At 68.8% G+C, this 17,195-nt stretch carries 14 protein-coding genes and 1 other RNA gene; 10 read left to right on the top strand and 5 right to left on the bottom strand.

Going from position 1 to position 17,195, the window contains the following annotated elements; genetic code table 11:
• Positions 1 to 99: 99 nt before the first annotated feature.
• The 5 genes from HLB44_RS13200 to ompA form a co-directional block, all read right to left on the bottom strand.
• A complete protein-coding gene (locus HLB44_RS13200; RefSeq protein ID WP_173123142.1) occupies positions 100 to 1,932 on the bottom strand; it encodes a GspE/PulE family protein in 1,833 nt (610 codons plus the stop codon).
• 208 nt (positions 1,933 to 2,140) lie between these two features.
• Positions 2,141 to 2,518: a transfer-messenger RNA gene (ssrA, locus tag HLB44_RS13195) on the bottom strand.
• Positions 2,519 to 2,533: 15 nt separating this feature from the next.
• Positions 2,534 to 3,196, bottom strand: coding sequence for a phosphoglycolate phosphatase (gph, locus tag HLB44_RS13190; RefSeq protein WP_173124231.1), 663 nt, complete (start codon positions 3,194 to 3,196; stop codon positions 2,534 to 2,536).
• A gap of 5 nt (positions 3,197 to 3,201) precedes the next feature.
• Positions 3,202 to 3,903, bottom strand: coding sequence for a bifunctional 2-polyprenyl-6-hydroxyphenol methylase/3-demethylubiquinol 3-O-methyltransferase UbiG (gene ubiG, locus HLB44_RS13185; RefSeq protein ID WP_173123140.1), 702 nt, complete (start codon positions 3,901 to 3,903; stop codon positions 3,202 to 3,204).
• A gap of 103 nt (positions 3,904 to 4,006) precedes the next feature.
• On the bottom strand, positions 4,007 to 4,693 hold the full coding sequence (ompA, locus tag HLB44_RS13180) for an outer membrane protein OmpA (protein ID WP_173124229.1): 687 nt from the start codon (positions 4,691 to 4,693) through the stop codon (positions 4,007 to 4,009).
• A 275-nt stretch (positions 4,694 to 4,968) separates the two neighbouring features.
• Between ompA and gyrA the strand changes: the two genes are divergently transcribed.
• The 10 genes from gyrA (at position 4,969) to lapB (ending at position 17,191) form a co-directional block, all read left to right on the top strand.
• Positions 4,969 to 7,605, top strand: coding sequence for a DNA gyrase subunit A (gene gyrA, locus HLB44_RS13175; protein ID WP_173123138.1), 2,637 nt, complete (start codon positions 4,969 to 4,971; stop codon positions 7,603 to 7,605).
• A gap of 5 nt (positions 7,606 to 7,610) precedes the next feature.
• Positions 7,611 to 8,213 carry a DUF2059 domain-containing protein gene (locus HLB44_RS13170; protein WP_246312249.1) on the top strand — a complete coding sequence of 201 codons (603 nt, stop codon included), beginning with the start codon at positions 7,611 to 7,613 and terminating at the stop codon, positions 8,211 to 8,213.
• A gap of 10 nt (positions 8,214 to 8,223) precedes the next feature.
• Entirely contained in the window at positions 8,224 to 9,327 is a 1,104-nt protein-coding gene (gene serC / locus HLB44_RS13165; RefSeq protein ID WP_173123137.1) for a 3-phosphoserine/phosphohydroxythreonine transaminase, read from the top strand.
• On the top strand, positions 9,320 to 10,432 hold the full coding sequence (gene pheA, locus HLB44_RS13160) for a prephenate dehydratase (protein WP_173123135.1): 1,113 nt from the start codon (positions 9,320 to 9,322) through the stop codon (positions 10,430 to 10,432). Before serC ends, pheA begins: the two co-directional genes overlap by 8 nt.
• Positions 10,433 to 10,455: 23 nt before the next feature.
• Positions 10,456 to 11,340 (top strand): prephenate dehydrogenase, encoded by an 885-nt coding sequence (locus tag HLB44_RS13155; protein ID WP_173123133.1) that lies wholly within the window; start codon positions 10,456 to 10,458, stop codon positions 11,338 to 11,340.
• A 42-nt stretch (positions 11,341 to 11,382) separates the two neighbouring features.
• A complete protein-coding gene (locus HLB44_RS13150) occupies positions 11,383 to 13,386 on the top strand; it encodes a bifunctional 3-phosphoshikimate 1-carboxyvinyltransferase/cytidylate kinase (RefSeq protein WP_173123131.1) in 2,004 nt (667 codons plus the stop codon).
• Positions 13,387 to 13,566: 180 nt separating this feature from the next.
• Positions 13,567 to 15,282 (top strand): 30S ribosomal protein S1, encoded by a 1,716-nt coding sequence (rpsA, locus tag HLB44_RS13145; RefSeq protein ID WP_173123129.1) that lies wholly within the window; start codon positions 13,567 to 13,569, stop codon positions 15,280 to 15,282.
• A 36-nt stretch (positions 15,283 to 15,318) separates the two neighbouring features.
• Complete coding sequence (locus HLB44_RS13140) at positions 15,319 to 15,633, top strand: integration host factor subunit beta (protein ID WP_173123127.1); 315 nt, start codon at positions 15,319 to 15,321, stop codon at positions 15,631 to 15,633.
• Positions 15,634 to 15,716: 83 nt separating this feature from the next.
• Complete coding sequence (locus HLB44_RS13135; RefSeq protein WP_173123125.1) at positions 15,717 to 16,037, top strand: lipopolysaccharide assembly protein LapA domain-containing protein; 321 nt, start codon at positions 15,717 to 15,719, stop codon at positions 16,035 to 16,037.
• Positions 16,037 to 17,191, top strand: a complete 1,155-nt coding sequence (lapB, locus tag HLB44_RS13130; RefSeq protein WP_173123123.1) for a lipopolysaccharide assembly protein LapB — start codon at positions 16,037 to 16,039, stop codon at positions 17,189 to 17,191. The genes HLB44_RS13135 and lapB overlap by 1 nt, the downstream gene beginning before the upstream one ends.
• The last annotated feature ends 4 nt before the right edge of the window (positions 17,192 to 17,195 follow it).

Here is a 17,195-nt window from a genome sequence, read left to right as displayed (position 1 = left end):
CGCTGTCTCCTCGGGAACCACCCCCGGATGTGCGATCGATTCTAGGGAGCGCCCCCTGCATGCGCGGTGTGGTTTCCACGCATGCATTCGAGATCGCCGCTAGGCTTCGTTCCAGCCCGGGGTGGCGCGCAGCACCTCCTCGATCGTCGTCACGCCTTCGGCAACCTTCATCGTGCCGGCCAGGCGCAGCGGGCGCATGCCCTCCTTCAGCGCGTGCTTGCGCAGCGCGGCGATGTCCAGGTGCGGGTGGATCGCCTGGCGCGCTTCATCGCCGATCGCCAGCAGCTCGTACAAGCCGACGCGGCCGCGGTAGCCGGTGTTGCGGCACTCGAGGCAGCCGACCGGCTTGTACGGGCGCACGCCGCCAGACAGCCGCCATGGCTTCGAGAAGTCGTCGAGCGCCTCGCGCGTCAGGCCGTCGTCACGCGCCTTGCAGGCGCTGCACAGCGTGCGCGCGAGGCGCTGCGCCAGCACGCCGATCACGGTGGCGGTGATCAGGTAGGTCGGCACGCCCAGGTCGGCCAGCCGCGTGATCGCCGAGGCCGCGTCATTGGTGTGCAAGGTGCTGAAGACGAGGTGGCCGGTCAGCGCGGCCTGGATCGCCATCTCGGCGGTCGCCAGGTCGCGGATCTCGCCGACCATGATGATGTCCGGGTCCTGGCGCATCAGCGCGCGCAGGCCCTCGGCGAAGCCCATGTCGAGCGCCGCCTGCACCTGGGTCTGGTTGAACGAGGGCTCGATCATCTCGATCGGGTCCTCGATCGTGCAGACGTTGACCGAGTCGGTGGCCAGCGACTTCAACGTCGAGTACAGCGTCGTCGTCTTGCCGCTGCCGGTCGGGCCGGTGACGAGGATGATGCCGTGCGGCCGCGCGATCAGCGCCTGCCAGCGCTCGCCGTCGTGCTGCGAGAAGCCGAGCGCCTCGACCGTCTTGACCACCGTCTCGGGGTCGAACACGCGCATCACCATCTTCTCGCCGAACGCGGTGGGCAGGGTCGACAGCCGCATCTCGACCTCGGTGCCCGGGCCCTCGGGGGTGTCCGGCCGCTTGGTCTTGATGCGCCCGTCCAGCGGCCGGCGCTTCTCGACGACGTCCATGCGGCCGAGCAGCTTGATGCGCGCGATCATCGCGTTCATCACTGTCAGCGGCACCTGGTACACGGTGTGCAGCACGCCGTCGATGCGGAAGCGGATCACGCCCATGTCGCGCCGCGGCTCGAGGTGCAGGTCGCTCGCGCGCTGGTCGAACGCGTACTGCCACAGCCAGTCGACGACCTGCACGACGCCCTGGTCGTTGGCGTCGAGCTGCTTGTTGCTCTTGCCCAGTTCGACCAGCTGCTCGAAGCTTGCAGTCGTCGAGGTCTCGCCGGTCTTCTGCGCCTGGCGCACCGACTTGGCGAGCGCGTAGAACTCGGTCGTATAACGCGTTATGTCCTCGGGGTTGGCGACGACCAGCTTGACGCGCTTGCGGGCATGCGATTCGATCTCGGCGACCCAGCCGGTGTCGAAAGGCTCGCTGGTGGCGATGGTCACCTCCGTCAGCCCGACGTTGACCGGCAGCACCTTGCGCATCTCGGCGTACTGCACGCTCATCACGTCGGCGACGCGGCCGACGTCGACCTTCAGCGGGTCGATGCGCAGGTACGACAGCTTCGCGCGTCCGGCCAGCCATTCGGTCAGCGCTTCGCAATCGAGCGTGCGGTTGCCGCGCTGCAAGCCGGCGCCGCCCAGGCGCACCAGCGCCGGCAGGCTCGAGTCGCCGGCGCCGAAGCGCTTGATCACCCGCTCGGCATCGGCCGGCTGCACCCAGCCGTCCTCGCGCAGCCAATCGAGCAGCTGGCGCCAGTCGAGGCGGCCGCGCGGCGCGCTGGCGAGCGGCGCGGCGGGCGGAGCGGCCGGAGGGCGATGGCGCGGCGCGGCGGGTGCGGTCATCAGTGCCCGCCCGGCCGCCCGAAGGGCACTGAGCGCCCCTCGGGGGCCGCGAACGAAGTGAGCTGGGGGCAGATCATTCGATCGATCTTAGCCGCGGCCGGAACGCCCATGGCGGCGCGCTTTCGAGCCAACGCCGAAAACGAGCGTCCGCAGCTCGCACGGACGTGCGAAGGCCCGCCATCGGCGGGCCTTCGCTGTCTCTTGCATCTGGTGGAGCCGGCGGGAATCGAACCCGCGTCCGCAAGCCTTTGCCGGCCAGTTCTACATGCGTAGCTGTCTGATTTGAGTCTCGCGGCCCCGGTCGCGCAGCAGCACGCTACCGGATCCGCCAGTCACTTGAGTCTCGCTCCGTCCCGAATGACGCGGGACGGCACCAGCCAATGTGAATAACCTCGCAGGCCTTCACCCTTGCGGGTGTCGGCCCCGGCCCATCGGCCAACCGTTGCGAGGCTCACCGGTGTTAAGCGGCGAGGGCGTACGAAGTATCGTTCGCAGTTACTTTGTTTCCAGATGGATTTACGAGCTGTTCTGGTGCTCGGCATGCCCTGAACCGACTCCGTACCCGCGTCGAAGCCAGGTCGGCCCCTGAGAAGTGCGTAGTTTAGGCCACACCCGGCCATTTCAAGAGCGCCGAGGGTTCTTCGAGGATCGCGTCGGCGCCCCAGTGCTCCATCGGCTCGCCGGCGCCGAGGTAGCCCCAGGCCGCAACCAGCGTCGTCATGCCCGCGGCGCGGCCGGCCTGCACGTCACGCTGGTCGTCGCCGACGTAGATGCACGCCGCCGGATCGACGTCCAGGCGCCGCGCCGCCTCGAGCAGCGGCTCGGGATGCGGCTTGGCATGCGCGGTCGTGTCGCCGGCGATCAGCACCGCGGCACGCCGGTCCAGGCCCAGCCCCTCGACCAGCGGCGCGGTGAAGCGCATCGCCTTGTTGGTGACGATGCCCCAGCGCCGGCCGGAAGCCTCCAGCGCGGCGAGCACCGGCGCCATCGCGGCAAAGACCTGCGTGCGCTGCAGCAGGCAGTCGGCATAGCGGGCCAGGAATGCATCGCGCAGGTCCTCGAAGCGGGCGTCGCCGGGCGCGACACCGAACGCCGCGCCGACCATCCCGCGCGCGCCGCTGCCGACCATCGGTCGCAGCGCTTCAAATGGCAGCGGCGGCAGGCCGTGCTCGGCGCGCAGCTCGTTGGCGGCGCCGGCCAGGTCCGGCGCGCTGTCGACGAGCGTACCGTCGAGGTCGAACAGCACCGCCTCGCAGTGGGCCATGTCCATCATGCCGGGCGCCGGCAGGCGACGAGGTAGTTGACCGACGTGTCGCCGCTCAACCAGTAGCGCTGCGTCAGGGGGTTGTACTCCATGCCCTTGAACTGCTCGACCGCCAACCCGGCCTCGCGCGCCCAGCGCGCCAGCTCGCTCGGCCGGATGAAGCGGGCGTATTCGTGCGTGCCCTTGGGCAGCAGCTTCAACAGGTGCTCGGCGCCGACGATCGCGAACAGGAAGGACTTGGCGTTGCGGTTGATCGTCGAGAAGAAGACCCAGCCGCCGGGCTTGACCAGCGTCGCGCAGGCCCGCACGACCGATTCCGGCGACGGCACGTGTTCGAGCATCTCCATGCAGGTGACCACGTCGAAGCCGGCGGGTTGTTCGGCGGCCAGCGCTTCGGCCGCGACCTCGCGGTACTCGAGGTTCTCGGCGCCCACCTCCATCGCATGCAGCTGTGCAACGCGCAAGGGCTTCACCGACAGGTCGATGCCGAGCACCGTCGCGCCGCGCGCGGCCATCGATTCGGCAAGGATGCCGCCACCGCAACCGATGTCGGCCACGCGCCGGCCTTTCAGCGGCGCCTGCGCGTCGATCCAGTCGAGGCGCAAGGGATTGATCTGGTGCAGCGGGCGGAACTCGCCCTGCGGGTCCCACCAGCGGTGGGCCAGCTCGCCGAACTTGGCGAGCTCCTGGGGATCGGCGTTGATCATGCCGTATCGTAACGGGGCGGAAAACAAAAACCCCGCCGAAGCGGGGTTTGCAGTGCGGGCCCCCGTGCGGTGCTGGGGGCCCGGCTCGGCGGCTACTGCCGGCTTACTTGCGAGTGCGCGTACCGACGACCTCGATCTCGGTACGGCGGTTCTTCGCGCGGCCTTCGTCGGTCTTGTTGTCGGCGACCGGCTGCTTCTCGCCCTTGCCTTCGGTGTAGACGCGGTTCTTCTCGACGCCCTTGCCGACCAGATAGGCCTTCACGGCTTCGGAGCGCTTCACCGACAGCTTCTGGTTGTAGGCATCGGAGCCGATCGCGTCGGTGTGGCCGACGGCGATGATGACCTCGAGGTTGATGCCCTGGGTCTTGCTGACCAGGTCATCGAGCTTCGCCTTGGCCTCGGGCTTCAGCACCGACTTGTCGAAGTCGAAGAACGCATCGGCGGCGAAAGTGACCTTTTCGCTGACAGGAGCGGGCGGCGCGGCGGGCGGCGCGGCAGGCGGCGCAGCGGGCGGCGGCGAGGCCGGCGTGGTCGGCGCAACGGCCGACGGGGGCGGCGGAGCGACCGGTGCGGGCGGCGGCGGCTTGATCTCGCCATCGCAGCCCGGGGCGGCGGTTGCCGGCGTCCAGTTCGTATTGCGCCAGCACAGCGTGCCGTCGGTGTTGCGCCAGACGGTGGTGTTGTCGGTCGCGCGCCAGTTGTCGATCGACTTGGCCTGAGCGAACACCAGCATCGGCGCGGCCAGCGCAGCCGAAGCGAAGAGCACCGCCACCTTGTTCAGTTTCTTCATGATTCTCCTCTCGAGGAAAGCCGCAGTAGCCTGCGAAACGTCCAGATCCGAAGCAAGAAAAGTCGGCAAAGCCTCGTTATGGCGAGCCTTTACCACCGCCGAGTCATTGTGCCAGCAGGATTTCGTGGAGGCCCGTTTTTGGCCGTCCCCGGCCCGATGGCTGAAGCCGATGTTGCTCAGCCGCGACAGGCTTGACCGCCGCATAGAATCACCGATTGCCGCACGGGCCGTTCCGCCGCGGCGGCCCTCGCTTCGGCCTTCGCGCCACCCCCTCGATGACCCAGTTCGCCAAGGAAACCCTCGCCGTCAGCCTCGAAGAGGAGATGCGGCGCTCGTACCTCGACTATGCGATGAGCGTGATCGTCGGGCGTGCACTGCCCGACGCGCGCGACGGCCTGAAGCCGGTGCACCGGCGCGTGCTGTTCGCGATGCACGAGCTGAACAACGACTGGAACCGACCCTACAAGAAGTCGGCGCGCATCGTCGGCGACGTCATCGGCAAGTACCACCCGCACGGCGACACCGCGGTCTACGACACGATCGTGCGCATGGCGCAGGACTTCTCGCTGCGCCACATGCTGGTCGATGGCCAGGGCAACTTCGGCTCGGTCGACGGCGACAACGCCGCGGCGATGCGCTACACCGAGATCCGGCTGTCGAAGATCGCCCACGAGATGCTGGCCGACATCGACAAGGAAACGGTCGACTTCGCGCCCAACTACGACGGCTCCGAGAAGGAGCCTACCGTGCTGCCGACGCGGCTGCCGAACCTGCTGGTCAACGGCGCGGCCGGCATCGCCGTGGGCATGGCGACGAACATCCCCCCGCACAACCTCAACGAGGTCGTCGACGCCTGCCTGCATCTGTTGAAAGCGCCGCAGGCGACGCTCGAGGAGGTGATGGAGATCATCCCGGCGCCGGACTTCCCGACCGCGGGAATCATCTACGGCCTCAACGGGGTACGCGAGGGTTACCGCACCGGCCGCGGCAAGGTGATCATGCGGGCCAGGTGCCACTTCGAGGACATCGACCGCGGCCAGCGCCAGGCGATCATCGTCGACGAGATTCCTTACCAGGTCAACAAGAAGACGCTGCTCGAGCGCATCGCCGAGCTGGTGCACGAGAAGAAGATCGAAGGCATCAGCCACATCCAGGACGAGTCCGACAAGTCGGGCATGCGCGTCGTCATCGAGTTGAAGCGCGGCGAAGTGCCCGAGGTGGTGCTGAACAACCTGTACAAGCAGACGCAGCTGCAGGACACCTTCGGCATCAACATGGTCGCGCTGATCGACGGCCAGCCGAAGCTGTGCAACCTGAAGACGCTGCTCGACATCTTCCTCGAGCACCGGCGCGAGGTCGTCACGCGGCGCACGGTGTTCGAGCTGCGCAAGGCGCGCGAGCGCGGCCACGTGCTCGAAGGCCTGGCGGTGGCGCTGGCGAACATCGACGAGTTCATCGCGATCATCAAGAACTCGCCGACGCCGCCGGTCGCCAAGGCGGCGCTGATGAACAAGAGCTGGGACTCGTCGCTGGTGCGCGAGATGCTGGCCCGCGCCGAGGCCGACACCGCTGGCGGCCGCGCCGCCTACCGGCCCGAAGGCCTGCCGATGCAGTACGGCCTGCAGGCCGACGGCCTGTACCGCCTGTCCGACGACCAGGCCGGCGAGATCCTGCAGATGCGCCTGCAGCGCCTGACCGGGCTCGAGCAGGACAAGATCATCGGCGAGTACAAGGAGGTCATGGCGGAGATCTCCGACCTGCTGGACATCCTCGCCAAGCCCGAACGCGTGACGACGATCATCGCCGAGGAGCTGACCGCGCTGAAAGCCGAGTTCGGCACCACCAAGCTGGCCGTGCGCCGCAGCGTGATCGAGCACAACGTGCAGGAGCTCGGCACCGAGGACCTGATCACCCCGACCGACATGGTCGTGACGCTCAGCCACACCGGCTACATCAAGAGCCAGCCGCTGACCGAGTACCGCGCGCAAAAGCGCGGCGGCCGCGGCAAGCAGGCGACGCAGACCAAGGAAGACGACTGGATCGACCAGCTCTTCATCGCCAACACGCACGACTGGATCCTCTGCTTCAGCAACCGGGGCCGCGTCTATTGGCTGAAGGTCTGGGAGGTGCCGCAGGGCTCGCGCAACTCGCGCGGCAAGCCGATCGTCAACATGTTCCCGCTGCAGGCCGACGAGAAGATCACCGTCGTGCTGCCGCTGACCGGCGAGTTCCGCACCTTCCCGGCCGATCACTACATCTTCATGGGCACCGCGCTCGGCACGGTGAAGAAGACCTCGCTCGACGAATTCAGCAACCCGCGCAAGGCCGGCATCATCGCGGTCGACCTCGACGCCGGCGACTACCTGATCGGTGCCGCGCTGACCGACGGCAAGCACGACGTGATGCTGTTCTCCGACGGCGGCAAGGCAGTGCGCTTCGACGAGGACGACGTGCGGCCGATGGGCCGCAACGCACGCGGCGTGCGCGGCATGATGCTCGATGACGGCCAGCACGTGATCGCGATGCTGGTCGCCGAGGACGAGACACAGAGCGTGCTGACGGCCACCGAGAACGGCTACGGCAAGCGCACCTCGATCGTCGAGTACACGCGCCATGGCCGCGGCACCAAGGGCATGATCGCGATCCAGCAGAGCGAGCGCAACGGCAAGGTCGTCGCCGCGACGCTGGTGCGGCCGACCGACGAGATCATGCTGATCACCGACCGCGGCGTGCTGGTACGCACGCGGGTCTCCGAAATCCGCGAGCTCGGCCGCGCGACGCAGGGCGTGACGCTGATCGCGCTCGACGACGGCTCGCAGTTGTCCGGCCTGCAGCGCATCGTCGAGAACGATGCCAACGACGCCGTCGGCGACGCCGAAGGCGATGCCGATTCCACACCCCCGACCCCTTGAGCCCCATGACACTGATGCGATTGATCGCGACGGCCGCGCTGGCCGCCGCCACCGGCCTGTGCGCCGCCCAAGGCACCCCCGTCTCTCCGGCCAAGAAGGAGCTGGTGCAAAAGATCCTGCAGCTGCAGCGTCCGGGGCTCGAGAACCTCGGCAACACGCTCGCCGGGCAGATGAGCAACCAGGTGCTGCAGATGGCCGGCCAGGCGGTCATGCGCGTCGCGCCGGACAAGCGCGAGGCGGTCGGCAAGGAGGTGCAGGGCGAGGTGCGCAAGTTCTACGACGAAGCCGCCCCGCTGCTGCGCGAACAGACGCTCAAGCAGGCGCCGGCGACCATCGGCAGCGCGCTCGAGGAGAAGTTCAGCGAGGACGAGCTGAAGACGCTGATCGCCTGGCTCGAGTCGCCGGTCAACCGCAAGTTCCAGCAGCTCGCCGCCGAGATGAACCAGGGCCTGACGCAGAAGGTGATGGGCGAGACCCGGCCGCTGCTCGAGCCGAAGCTGAAGTCGCTGGAGCAGGCGGTCGCGAAACGGCTCAGCGATGCCGGCGTGCCGGTGACTGCGAAGTCGGCCTCGAATGCCGCGCCGAAGGCCTCGGCGCCGAAGAAGTGAGCCGCGATCGATGAGCCTCGCGCGCCGCCCGTTCAATTTCGCCCCCGGCCCGGCGCTGCTGCCCGAAGCCGTGCTGCGCCGCGCGGCCGAGGAGATGCTCGACTGGCAGGGCAGCGGCATGAGCGTGATGGAGATGAGCCACCGCGGCCGCGAATTCACCTCGATCGCCGAGAAGGCGGAGCGCGACCTGCGCGCGCTGCTCGCGGTGCCGCCGCAGTTCAGGATCCTGTTCATGCAGGGCGGCGGCCTGGCCGAGAACGCCATCGTGCCGCTGAACCTGTCGCGCGCCGGCGCGGTCGATGTCGTGGTCACCGGCGCGTGGTCGCAGAAGTCAGCCAAGGAAGCACGGCGCTACGCGGACGTGCGCGTCGTCGCCAGCAACGAGGCCGACGGCCACACGTCGCTGCCGCCGCCGGCGAGCTGGCAGCCGCGTCCTGACGCGCAGTACCTGCACCTGTGCAGCAACGAAACCATCCACGGCGTCGAGTTCCAGACGCTGCCGGACCTCAAGGCGCTGGGCAGCGACGCGCCGCTGGTGATCGACTGCTCGTCGCACATCCTGTCGCGCCCGATCGACTGGCCGAAGGTCGGCCTGGCCTTCGCGGGCGCGCAGAAGAACATCGGGCCGGCCGGGCTCACCGTGGTCATCGTGCGCGAGGACCTGCTCGGCCGTGCGCTGCCTGCCTGCCCGTCGGCCTTCGACTACCAGCTCGTCGCCGAGAACCGGTCGATGTTCAACACGCCGCCGACCTACGCGATCTACATCGCCGGGCTGGTCTTCGAATGGATCGCCGCGGAGGGTGGTGTCGCGGCGCTCGAGGCACGCAACGTCGAGAAGTCGGCGCTGCTGTACGACGCGCTCGACGGCTCGGGCGGCTTCTACGTCAACCGCGTCGCGAAAGACGCGCGCTCGCGCATGAACGTGCCCTTCTTCCTGCGCGACGAGTCGCTGAACGAGGCCTTCCTCGCCGCGGCGAAGGAGCGCGGCTTGCTGCAGCTGAAGGGCCACAAGAGCGTCGGCGGCATGCGCGCGTCGATCTACAACGCGATGCCGCTCGAAGGCGTCCAGGCGCTCGTCGATCACCTGCAGGACTTCGCCCGCCGCCATGGCTGAACCCACCTCCCCCCCCGCCGCGCAACCCGAGCTGCTGGTGCTGCGCGAGCGCATCGACGCGCTCGACCGCGACCTGCTGGCGCTGCTGAACCGGCGCGCGCAGCTCGCGCTGGAAGTCGGTGATCTCAAGAAACGTGAAGGCTCGGTGGTCTTCCGCCCCGAGCGCGAGGCGCAGGTGATCGACGGCCTGAAGGCCGTCAACACCGGCCCGCTGCAGAACGAGAGCGTCGCGCCGATCTGGCGCGAGGTGATGTCGGCCTGCCGCGCGCTCGAGACGCCCACGCGCGTCGCCTACCTCGGCCCGGCCGGCACCTTCAGCGAGGAGGCCGCGCTCGGCTTCTTCGGCAGCTCGATCGTGCGCGTGCCCTGTGCCAGCTTCGACGAGGTGTTCCGCGCGACGACCGCCGGCGCCGCCGACTTCGGCGTCGTGCCGGTCGAGAACTCGACCGAGGGCGTCGTCGCGCGCTCGCTCGACCTGTTCCTGAGCACGCCGCTGTTCATCATCGGCGAGACCAGCCTGATCGTGCGGCACAACCTCCTGCGCCGCGACAACACGCTGGCCAGCATCAAGACCGTCTGCGCGCATCCGCAGGCGCTGGCGCAATGCCACGACTGGCTCAGCCACCACCTGCCCGACGTCGAGCGCCGGCCGGCGTCGAGCAATGCCGAGGGCGCGCGCCTCGCGTCGCTCGATGCGTCGATGGCGGCGATCGCCAGCCCGCGCGCAGCGACCGAATTCGGCCTGCACATCGTCGCGCCGGCGATCCAGGACGACGCGCACAACCGCACCCGCTTCGCGATCATCACGCACCCCGACCGCCACCCGCAGCCCAAACCCTCGGGCCACGATTGCACCAGCCTGATCGTCTCGGTCGACAACAAGCCCGGCGCGGTGCACGACATGCTGGTGCCGCTGAAGGTGCACAGCGTCTCGATGACGCGCTTCGAGTCGCGCCCAGCGCGCTCGGGCCAGTGGGAGTACTACTTCTACATCGACATCGAAGGCCATCCGGACGATCCGCGCGTGGGCACCGCGCTGCGCGCGCTGCGCGAGGCCTGCGCCTTCTTCAAGGTGCTCGGCACCTACCCGATCGACGTGCATTGACCAGGCAGAGGACCCACGCAGCGATGTTCAACCAGCTCGGCGTCATCGGATGCGGCCTGATGGGCGGCTCGTTCGCGCTCGCGTTGAAGCGCGCGGGACTGGTGCGGCGCGTGATCGGCTACAGCAAGTCGCCCTCGACGACGGAGCTGGCCAAGCGCCTCGGCGTGATCGACGACGCGGCCGAGTCGGCGCTGCTGGCGGTTTCCGGCTCCGACATCGTGCTGCTCGCGGTGCCGGTCGCGGCCACCGAAGCGACCTTCAAGGCGATCCGCCACCTGGTCGAGCCGGGCGTGCTGTTCATGGACGTCGGCTCGACCAAGCGCGACGTCGTCGACACCGCGCGCCGGGTGCTGAAGGAGCGCATCGGCGCCTTCGTGCCGGCGCATCCGATCGCCGGCAAGGAAAGCGCCGGCGTGCAGCATGCCGATGCCTCGCTGTACAGCGGCCGCCAGGTGATCCTGACGCCGCTGCCCCAGACCGACCCGGTGCTGGTGCAGAAGGCGACCGACGTCTGGTCGAAGATCGGCGCGCAGGTGCTGAAGATGTCGGCGGAGAACCATGACGCGGCCTTCGCCGCGGTCAGCCACCTGCCGCACCTGCTGGCCTTCGCGTACTTCTCGGCGATCGTCAACCAGCCCGCGGGCCGCGATTTCCTGTCGCTCGCCGGCCCGGGCTTTCGCGATTTCACGCGCATCGCCGCCAGCGATCCGTCGGTCTGGCGCGACATCCTGCTCGCCAACCGCGAGGAAGTGCTGAAGCAGACCGCGCGCTTCCGCCATTCGCTCGATGCGATCGAGCACGTCATCAAGGCCGGCAATGCGCAGGCGCTCGAAGACCTGATCCGCGGAGCGGCCGACGGCCGCAGCAACTGGCAGATCGGCGGCGGGCGCGGCCCCTCCGCCAAGTAGCAGCAACCGGCCGCGGCGCGCCGGCCTTTCGATCCCGAGCCCATGTACGACCTCCCCTTCCTCGATCTGCCGCCGCTGCGCGAGGCCGCCGGCCGCGTGCGCCTGCCCGGCTCGAAGAGCATCTCCAATCGCCTGCTGCTGCTGGCCGGCCTGAGCGAAGGCACCACGCGGCTGCACGACCTGCTGGACTCCGACGACACGCAGGTGATGCTCGCGGCGCTGCGCACGCTGGGTTGCACCATAACGCCTGAAGAGAACGGCAGCCTGCGCGTCGACGGCATCGGCGGGCAGCTGACGGTGCACGAGGCCGCGCTCTTCCTCGGCAATGCCGGCACCGCGATGCGCCCGCTCGCCGCGGCGCTGGCGGTGCTTGCGGCGCTGCAGGGCGGATCGTTCGAGCTGTCCGGCGTCGCGCGCATGCACGAACGGCCGATCGGCGACCTGGTCGACGCGCTGCGCCAGCTCGGCTGCCGCATCGATTACGTCGGCAACGACGGCTATCCGCCGCTGCGGCTGTCGGGCGATGCCGGCGGCGCGCTGCGCACGCAGCAGCCGATTCGCGTGCGCGGCGACGTGTCGAGCCAGTTCCTGACCGCGCTGCTGCTCGCGCTGCCGCTGGCCAGCGGCAGCGGCCCGGTGACCATCGCCGTCGACGGCGAGCTGATCAGCAAGCCCTATGTCGAGATCACGCTGAACCTGCTGCAGCGCTTCGGCATCGCCGTCGAACGCGACGGCTTCGCGCGTTTCACGATCCCCGGGGGCAGCCGCTACCGCTCGCCCGGCGATGTCCACGTCGAAGCCGATGCCTCGTCGGCGTCGTACTTCATCGCCTTGGGCGCGATCGCCGGCATCCGGAGCCCGCTGCGCATCGACGGTGTCGGCCTCGACTCGATCCAGGGCGATATCCGCTTCGTCGACGCTGCGCGTTCGATGGGCGCACAGGTCATCGGCGGGCCGGGTCACCTGGAGATCCGCCGCGGTGCGTGGCCCCTGAAGGCGATCACGCTCGACTGCAACCACATCCCCGACGCGGCGATGACGCTGGCGGTGATGGCGCTGTACGCCGAGGGCACGACCCGGCTGACCAACATCGCCAGCTGGCGCGTCAAGGAGACCGACCGCATCGCGGCGATGGTGGCGGAGTTGCGCAAGCTCGGCGCGACGGTGGACGAAGGGCCGGACTGGATCGCGGTGACGCCGCCGTCGACGTGGACCACCGCGCCGATCCACACCTACGACGACCACCGCATCGCGATGTGCCTGTCGCTGGCGGCCTTCAACCCCGCCGCGCTGCCGATCCGCATCCTCGATCCGAAGTGCGTCGCGAAGACCTTCCCTGACTACTTCGAGGCGCTGTTCTCGGTCGCCGCGACGATGCCTGAATCGATCCCGGTGATCACGATCGACGGCCCGACGGCCTCCGGCAAGGGCACGCTGGCTGCCGCGGTGGCCGCGCGGCTCGGCTGGCACCAGCTCGACTCGGGCATGCTCTACCGCGCCACCGCGCTCGCGGCGATGCGCCAGGGTGTCGACGCCGGCGACGAGGCGGCGCTGGCGCGCGTGGCCAGCAGCCTGCAGCTGCGCTTCGATGGCGAGCGCGTGCTGCTCGAGGGCGCCGACGTCGCCACCGAGCTGCGTTTCGAAGCCGTCGGCGCGATGGCCTCGAAGATCGCCGCGCTGCCGGCCGTGCGCTCGGCGCTCAACGCCCTGCAACTGTCGTTTCGCAAGCTGCCGGGCCTGGTCGCCGACGGGCGCGACATGGGCACCGTGATCTTCCCGGCCGCGCCGCTCAAGGTGTTTCTGACCGCCAGCCCCGCGCAGCGTGCGGAGCGGCGGCATAAGCAATTGATTTCTAAGGGAATTTCGGCTAGCATCGCCGACCTTTGGGCCGACCTCGAAGCCCGCGACGCACGCGACAAGAACCGCAGCGTGGCGCCTTTGAAGCCGGCCGAAGACGCGCTCTTGCTCGACAACTCGGGCCTGACGATCGATCAGTCGGTCGATCGGGTCCTGGCCTGGTGGGCTGAGCGCAACCCGTTCGGCTGAACGGGGATTCGAATTTCGAGTCGAATCGGCCAAGCCGCAACCCGTCGCGCTTCCCGCCTTTCGTCGACAGACGATCCCTCGAGCGCGGCGACATCGTCAACCAACCCGCAGCCCTGCGCTGCACTCACCCCGCCGGCTCTACACCACCCCTTGGGTTCCGCCGGCACCAAGGAAATCCACATGTCCCAAACCCAAACTGCCACCACGTCCAGCGGCATGGAAAGCTTTGCCGCCCTCTTCGAAGAATCGCTGCAGAAAAGCGATATGCGCGCCGGGGAGGTCATCTCCGCCGAGGTCGTGCGCATCGACTACAACTACGTGGTGGTGAACGCCGGCCTCAAGAGCGAGGCTTACGTTCCGATCGAAGAATTCAAGAACGACCAGGGCGAAGTCGAAGTCCAGGTCGGCGACTTCGTCTCGGTGGCCATCGACGCCATCGAGAACGGCTACGGCGACACCATCCTGTCGCGTGACAAGGCCAAGCGCCTGGCCTCGTGGCTGTCGCTGGAGAACGCGCTCGAGTCGGGCGACTTCGTCACCGGCACCGTCTCCGGCAAGGTCAAGGGCGGCCTGACCGTCCTGGTCAACGGCATCCGCGCCTTCCTCCCGGGCTCGCTGATCGATACCCGTCCGGTCAAGGACCTGACGCCGTACGAAGGCAAGACGATGGAGTTCAAGGTCATCAAGCTCGACCGCAAGCGCAACAACGTCGTGTTGTCGCGCCGTGCCGTCGTCGAGGCTTCGATGGGCGAAGAGCGCGCCAAGCTGCTCGAGACGCTGACCGAAGGCGCGATCGTGCACGGCGTGGTCAAGAACATCACCGAGTACGGTGCGTTCGTCGACCTGGGCGGCATCGACGGCCTGCTGCACATCACCGACATGGCCTGGCGCCGTGTCCGTCACCCGAGCGAAGTGGTGACGGTCGGCCAGGAGCTGACGGCCAAGGTGCTGAAGTTCGACGCCGAGAAGAACCGCGTCTCGCTGGGCATCAAGCAGCTGGGCGACGACCCGTGGCACGGCGTGTCGCGCCGCTACCCGAGCGGCACGCGCCTGTTCGGCAAGGTCACCAACATCGCCGACTACGGCGCGTTCGTCGAGATCGAACCCGGCATCGAAGGCCTGGTGCACGTCTCCGAAATGGACTGGACCAACAAGAACGTCGCCCCGGCCAAGGTGGTCTCGCTCGGCGACGAGGTCGAGGTCATGGTGCTCGAGATCGACGAGGACAAGCGCCGCATCAGCCTGGGCATGAAGCAGTGCAAGGCCAATCCGTGGGAAGAGTTCTCGTCCAACGTCAAGCGCGGCGACAAGGTCAAGGGCCCGATCAAGTCGATCACCGACTTCGGCGTCTTCGTCGGCCTGTCGGCCGGCATCGACGGCCTGGTGCACCTGTCCGACCTGTCCTGGCACGAAGCCGGCGAGCAGGCGGTGCGCAACTACAAGAAGGGCCAGGAAGTCGAGGCCGTGGTGCTGGGCATCGATGTCGAGCGCGAGCGCATCTCGCTGGGCATCAAGCAGCTCGACGGTGACCCGTTCGCCAACTACACCTCGGTCAACGACCGCGGCGCGCTGGTCAACGGCAAGGTCAAGTCGGTCGACCCGCGCGGTGCCGAGATCCAGCTGTCCGACGACGTCACGGGCTACCTGCGTGCTTCCGAAATCGGCCGCGACCGCGTCGAAGACGCCCGCAACGTGCTGAAGGAAGGCGACGACGTCAACGTGATGATCGTCAACGTCGACCGCAAGGCGCGTTCGATCCAGTTGTCGATCAAGGCCAAGGACGCCGTCGACCAGCAGGAAGCGATGCAGCGCCTGGCGCAGAGCAACGAGCGCGAGACCGCCGGCACGACCAGCCTGGGCGCCCTGCTGCGCGCCAAGCTGAACGACCGCGAGTAATCGACAGACCGAGCGAAAAGGCGAGCCGACACCGACATGACCCGATCCGATCTCGTGGCCAAGCTGGCCGAACGCTTCGGCCAGCTGACGCAACGCGACACCGAGTTCGCGGTCAAGACGATCCTCGATGCGATGACCGATGCGCTGGCGCGTGGCCACCGCATCGAGATCCGCGGTTTCGGCAGCTTCTCGATCAATCGCCGCCCGCCGCGCGTCGGACGCAATCCGCGCAGCGGCGAGAAGGTGACGATTCCCGAGAAGCTGGTGCCGCACTTCAAGCCCGGCAAGGCGCTGCGCGAGTCGGTCGACGACCGGCTGCCGGTGCTCGATGACGAGCCGGTGGCGCGTTAGCCGGCGCGCGCGGCGTCAAGACTGTTTCGAGGGACCCACACGGGTCCCTTTTTCATGGGCCCGCTTCGTAGAATCGCGCGGCGATGCGCATTCTTGTCTGGGCCCTGCGGGCCTTCCTCTTCTTCACGCTGTTCGCGTTCGCGCTGAACAACGAACAGCAGGCCGTCGTGCACTGGTTCTTCGGCGCGCAATGGCGCGCGCCGATGGTGATCATCGTGCTGGCTGCCTTCGCCGGCGGCGCCGCGCTCGGCGTGCTGGCGATGGTGCCGGCCTGGTGGAAGCACCGCCGCGTCGCGCGCCGCGCCGCGCCGCCACCCGCGCCGCCGCCCAAGCCGGCGGCCGACCCGATCACCGTGACGCCGTCCGAGTTCGGTCCCGAGCATCCGCCGCGCGAAGGGCTCTAGTGGAAGGCTTCGATTTCTGGCAGTGGCTGCTGATCGGCCTGCCCGTCGCCTTCGCGCTCGGCTGGATCGCCTCGCGCTTCGACCTGCGGCAATGGAAGCGCACTGACCGGGAAGCGCCGAAGGCCTACTTCAAGGGCCTGAACCTGCTGCTCAATGAGCAGCCCGACAAGGCGATCGATGCCTTCATCGAGGCGGTGCAGGCCGACCCCGACACCAGCGAGCTGCACTTCGCGCTGGGCAACCTGTTCCGCCGCCGCGGCGAGTTCGAGCGCGCGGTGCGCGTGCACCAGCACCTGCTGCAGCGTGCCGATCTGGCCGCCGCCGAGCGCGAACGCGCGCAGCATGCACTGGCGCACGACTTCATGAAGGCCGGCCTCTTCGACCGCGCCGAAGAAGCTTTCCAAGCGCTCGAAGGCACGCCCTTCGACACCGAGGCGCGGCTGGCGCGGCTCGGCCTGTACGAGCGCTCGCGCGACTGGCGCGCCGCGGTCGACGTGGCGGCGCACCTCGAAAAGAGCGGCACCGGCTCGTTCGCCACCCGCATCGCGCATTACCAGTGCGAGCTGGCCGTCGAAGCCGATGACCGCGGCGACGCCGCCGGTGCCGAGAGCGCGCTCGCCAAGGCCGGCGAGGCGGCACCACACGCGCCGCGCCCGCTGCTGCTGCGCGCGCAGCGCCTGGCGCGCCAAGGCCGCCACGACGAAGCGATGGCCGCCTGGGCCGAGTTGCGCCAGCGCGCGCCGGAGTCGTTCGCCCGGCTGGCGCACGAGTTCGTCGCCTTCGCGCAAGCCAGCGGCCAGAACGCTGCCGCGGCACAGGTGCTCAAGCAGCTCTACGAACGCCTGCCGAGCATCGACCTGCTGCGCGCACTGGCGACGCTGGAAGGCATCCCGCCCGGCGCGGCACCGCAGCTGCTCGAGCTGCTGCGCGGCCAGCCGAGCCTGTCCGCCGCGCTCGAGCTGCTCGACACGCCGCGCGCCAGCTGGCCCGAATTCGCGCGCCAGAGCGTGCGTGATGCCGTCGCGCGCGCCGCGCGGCCGCTGCAGCGCTACCGCTGTGCCGCCTGCGGCTTCGAGGCGCAGCGGCACTTCTGGCAGTGCCCGGGCTGCCTCAGCTGGGACAGCTTCCCGCCGCAGCGGATCGAAGAGCTCTAGCGCT

Origin of the sequence: Pseudaquabacterium terrae (assembly GCF_013266755.1) — a bacterium.
Taxonomy (GTDB): Bacteria; Pseudomonadota; Gammaproteobacteria; order Burkholderiales; family Burkholderiaceae_C; genus Pseudaquabacterium; species Pseudaquabacterium terrae.
This window is presented reverse-complemented; position numbering and strand designations above follow the sequence as displayed.